The organism is Streptomyces sp. NPDC057623 (assembly GCF_042800355.1).
Classification (GTDB): domain Bacteria; phylum Actinomycetota; class Actinomycetes; order Streptomycetales; family Streptomycetaceae; genus Streptomyces.
Map to the genome: position 1 here is coordinate 1 of NZ_JBHVGZ010000162.1, position 3,410 is coordinate 3,410.

The 3,410-nt window shown below is 66.4% G+C and carries 3 protein-coding genes and 1 pseudogene; all 4 read right to left on the reverse strand.

The window, feature by feature from the left end:
• Nucleotides 1-41: 41 nt before the first annotated feature.
• A complete protein-coding gene (locus ACFU95_RS50790) occupies nucleotides 42-605 on the reverse strand; it encodes a helix-turn-helix domain-containing protein (RefSeq protein WP_383844694.1) in 564 nt (187 codons plus the stop codon).
• Nucleotides 606-793: 188 nt separating this feature from the next.
• A complete protein-coding gene (locus tag ACFU95_RS50795; protein WP_383844697.1) occupies nucleotides 794-1,663 on the reverse strand; it encodes an IS5 family transposase in 870 nt (289 codons plus the stop codon).
• A gap of 231 nt (nucleotides 1,664-1,894) precedes the next feature.
• Nucleotides 1,895-2,184, reverse strand: a pseudogene (locus tag ACFU95_RS50800) (hypothetical protein).
• Between the two features lie 45 nt (nucleotides 2,185-2,229).
• Nucleotides 2,230-3,243, reverse strand: coding sequence for an LLM class F420-dependent oxidoreductase (locus ACFU95_RS50805; protein ID WP_383844700.1), 1,014 nt, complete (start codon nucleotides 3,241-3,243; stop codon nucleotides 2,230-2,232).
• Nucleotides 3,244-3,410: the final 167 nt, after the last annotated feature.

Sequence of the window (3,410 nt, forward strand, 5' to 3'; positions counted from 1 at the left end):
ACCAGCGAGACCGACCTACCCACCGAACTCACCGCATAGCCTCAAAACGAGATCACCGAGTGGCCGTCAATACACCACTCCCGCGGACGTGACCGTGTACCCGTCTCTATCAGGATCGAGAGATACCAACGGTCACCGTCACGCCTGAGCGTGGCCGATCTCGCTGTGCCGCCGAGGGAACGTGACCATCGAAACCGCACCCAGCCGATCTTGGGGAGCTTGGCCTGGCCCCACTTCCGCCCAAGCCGTTCCACACGAATCTTGTTCCCCTCTGGAAAGCGGAACGACGGTGACCAGAAGTGCTTGCCGCTCTTGCCGCGCCAGTTCACATTCCATGTGCCATGAATCCGGCATGCCTTGTCCAGGTCAATGAGGGTCTGCTGAAGGCAGTGGCCCGGTACCGCACTGAGCCACGTATGTTCACTCTTCGCGTCGGCCAACTCCCCGGCCTGATCCCGGTAATTGATGTAGGCGTTTCGGCGTCGATATGCAAGGCGTTGTTCAAGTGCAACGTTCCAGACGGTACGGCAGGCGTGGCCGATGTGCTCGGCGTATTCAGTCTGGTGCTGATTCAGGTATGCGCGGTACTTCCGCCCGACCAGCATGCTGCCCCCTCTCGATCGTCCCGGCTGCATGCCTTCGACGGCCTGCTTAACGACGCTGGTCCGCTGAGGTCACTCGTTCGGACGGGGAATATTCGTTCTCTTTCTAGGGGGCTGGGCGCTGCTACCGCCACAGTCCGGGCGGTAGTCACTGCCCTTGGCCTGCTTAGAGGTCGTTTTCTCCCTATGTTTCATCCCGGGATATGGACTTCGTCAGGTGATGTCGGGTCGCGCCACGAGATGGTGTTCTCTCCGGTGAGACGGCGGGCCATGAGGTCGGTCATAGCGAGGTGGATCATGGCTTCGGAACGGTGGGGGTGGGTTTCGTAGTCACGCGCCAGGCGGCGGTGCAGCATCAGCCAGCCGTAGGTTCGCTCGACCGTCCACCGTTTCGGGATTGGGGTGAATCCCCTGGTCCCGGGGGTGCGTTGGACGATTTCCATGTCGATGCCGAGGGTGGCGGCGTGCTCGACGAGCTGCTTGCGGTAGCCGCCGTCGACCCAGACCTTGCGCAGGGTGGGGTGGTCAGCGGCGGCCTGCTCGAGGAGGGGCCGGCCGGCGGTGGAGTCCTGGACACCGGCCGCCGTGACCAGCACCGCCAGCAGCAGGCCCAGGGTGTCGGTGACGATGCTGCGCTTGCGGCCCACGATCTTCTTGCCCGCGTCGATGCCCTGGCTTTTGGCGGGCACGGACGTGGAGGTCTTGACGCTCTGCGCGTCGATCACGCAGGCGGACGGGTGCGTGTTGCGGCCTTCCTGCTGGCGGGCCAACTCCCGCAGCAGCCCGTTGAGCTGGGCGAAGATGCCGTCGGTCTGCCATTTGGCGAAGTAGCCGTAGACCGTCTGGTGGGGCGGGAAGTCGTGCGGGAGGTAGGCCCACTGGCAGCCGGTGCGGTCCACGTAGAGAATCGCGTTCATGATCTCGCGCAGGTCGTGCCGGGGTGGTCGGCCGAAGTCCAGGGCACGGCCGCGGCGCTCGAAGCGCCAGGCGGACAGCACCGGCTCGATCAACTCCCAGCGGGCATCGGACAGATCACTCGGATACGCACGACGGTCCGTCATGACCGGGGCATACCGCCGATTGGGGCGTGCGCCCAGTCGCGTGTTCTGCCTCGCGGGAGCGCGGGACAGATCCGGGCGTCCCGGAATGAGGCAGGCGTAAGTCGGCTCTCTCCCCAGACACCACATCACCCGCCTTCACCAGCCGCGGCCCGCACGCCAGACTCGCCAGCACCAGATCATCGGTGGGCGTAAAACTAGATATAGCACCGCACTACAGATAAAAACGACCTCTTAGTGCCGGTGTATCCGATTGGCGATCGTGTGTCCCACGAAGAGGTACACGACCGCGGCGAGTCCGTAGCCGGCGACCACGCGCGCCCAGGCCTCGTCGAACGTGAACAGGTCGTGCGACCAGCCCGCCAGCCAGCGGGCGGCGTCGTGAATGAACTGCACGAAGCCCTCGCGCGGTTTGCGTCCAGCAGGTACATCAGGATCCACAGGCCGAGGATGACGGCGATGATGTCGGCGGCGATCGCGATGACCGACCTGGCCTGATTGGCGCCGCGACAACGGGAAGACATGCCCTTCGGTTAACCCTTGAAGTCTGGATGAAACCCGGACGCGGACTACGTGTTCAGCTCCGCCAGCACCCGCAGCGTCTCCACATCCGGCGCCAGCGCCAACAGGTCCGTCACCGGCCCCTTGCGCCACAACTCCAGCCGCTCGGCGATGCGTTCACGCGGCCCGACGAGGGAGATCTCGTCGGCGAAGGCGTCGGGGACGGCGAGCACAGCCTCTTCCTTGCGCCCGCTGAGGAACAGCTCCTGAATCCGCCGAGCCTCCTCCTCGTACCCCATGCGTGCCATGAGATCGGCGTGGAAGTTGCGCGCCGCGTGCCCCATGCCGCCGATGTAGAAGCCGAGCATGACCTTGACGGGGAGCAGCCCCTCGGAGACGTCGTCGCAGACCTGGACCCGGGCCATGGGCGCCACGAGGAAGCCTTCCGGCAGATCGGCGGCCACCGCCTCCCCGTACACATCCGGCCTGCTCGGCGACCAGTACAACGGCAGCCAGCCGTCGGCGATCCGGATGGTCTGCGCGACGTTCTTCGGCCCCTCGGCACCGAGGAGGACGGGGAGTTCGGGGCGGAGGGGGTGGGTGATCGGTTTGAGGGCCTTCCCGATACCGGTGGCGTCCGGGCCACGGTACGGGTGGGAGTGGAAACGCCCGTCGAGTTCGACGGGCGCCTCGCGCCGCAGCACCTGCCGTACGACGTCGACGTACTCCCGAGTGGCGGTCAGCGGCGAGCGGGGGAACGGCCGCCCGTACCACCCCTCCACCACCTGCGGCCCCGACAGCCCGAGCCCCAGCATCATGCGACCGCCGGAGAGGTGGTCGAGCGTGAGCGCATGCATGGCGGTCGTGGTCGGAGAGCGGGCGGCCATCTGCGCAACCGCCGTACCGAGCTTGATCCTTGACGTCTGCGCGGCGATCCAGGTGAGCGGCGTGAACGCGTCGGACCCCCACGACTCGGCGGTCCACACGGAGTCGTAGCCCAGCCGCTCGGCCTCCTGGGCGAGGGGCACATGGTCCGCGGAGGGGCCGCGGCCCCAGTAACCGAGTGCGAGCCCGAGCCGCATGTCCGTCTCCTGACGCTCCGTCAGTTATGCATCCGGCTTGCGACTGTACGACGACGGCCCCTCACCGGGAAGGGGACGCTGTTGGCGAATTGTGGGCTGTCTTTGCGCCCCATCGGGTCATCCGGTGGGGCGCAGTGCTGCCAGGGGGCTGATGCGGGTGGGAGCGT